We start from the raw sequence: 937 nt of genomic DNA on the forward strand, positions 1-937 counted from the left end.
CTGATCTTAACCAGATCATCGATTATAGCTTTATAATCATCCAATGATTCCAAACTCAATCCTCTTAAAGTTATAACACCCGCATAAAGGGCGATAACACATGGGCTAAAATTAGGAACGAAGTGACGCAGCCCATGAGTTAGCGTCCCAGCGAGCTTGCGAGCGATTTAATGCGATTGTTATACGGAGACATCCAAAGCTCGCTTCGAGGTGCGGCGATATGATTTACCAAATCGCCATGGAACATGAATTATATTTTTTGTCTCTTTCCAATAATAATCAGGGTAAGTAGAGGATGTCTCGCAAACGTAATATGAAGCCGTCTTTAGTTCAACAGGATTCTTTTTTAATATTGCACGTTTAGCATCAGCCAATTGAGAGCCAGTAGCGACTTCACCAGTTACTAAAAGTACTCTTTTCCCTTGAACACTTCTCAATGAGTATGTGTGAATTAGGTTTGTTTCAGTCGTACCGTTATTATCTATAACCTCTCGGTCAATTGAAATCACTGGGATATTTCCAAGATTACCTGCTAGTAAGCCCCCGAAAATCGCACCACCCCTACCATACATTATGACTAAGTCGGGCTTGAATCCAGCAATTGACATTTTTTTAGCCAAATCTTGGACTGCAACTCGAACTGAGCGCCAGCTAGAAAAGCTAGGAACGCTAAAATATAGGCCAAGGATACTTGCTAGGGTTCCTATTACTCCAATTGAGAGGCTTAAATAATCCATACGATATTTCTATATCTCCGTATAACACCCGCATAAAGGGCGATTACACATGGGCTAAAATTAGGAACGAAGTGACGCAGCCCATGTGTTAGCGTCCCAGCGAGCTTGCGAGCGATTTAATGCGTTTGATACTCATTGAGCCTCCTCCCTATCAGCATAAACAGAGTTTATCCTAATAGGCGACCAAACCGAGGGAGAAA

The 937-nt window shown here is 41.9% G+C and carries 1 protein-coding gene; it reads right to left on the reverse strand.

Annotated features, from left to right (window positions below; translation table 11 throughout):
* Positions 1–179: 179 nt before the first annotated feature.
* On the reverse strand, positions 180–737 hold the full coding sequence (locus FJ444_RS21260) for a phosphoribosyltransferase (protein WP_140961950.1): 558 nt from the start codon (positions 735–737) through the stop codon (positions 180–182).
* Between the last annotated feature and the right edge of the window lie 200 nt (positions 738–937).

The sequence above is a fragment of the Aestuariibacter sp. GS-14 genome (genome assembly GCF_006494365.1).
Lineage (GTDB): Bacteria > Pseudomonadota > Gammaproteobacteria > Enterobacterales > Alteromonadaceae > Alteromonas > Alteromonas mangrovi.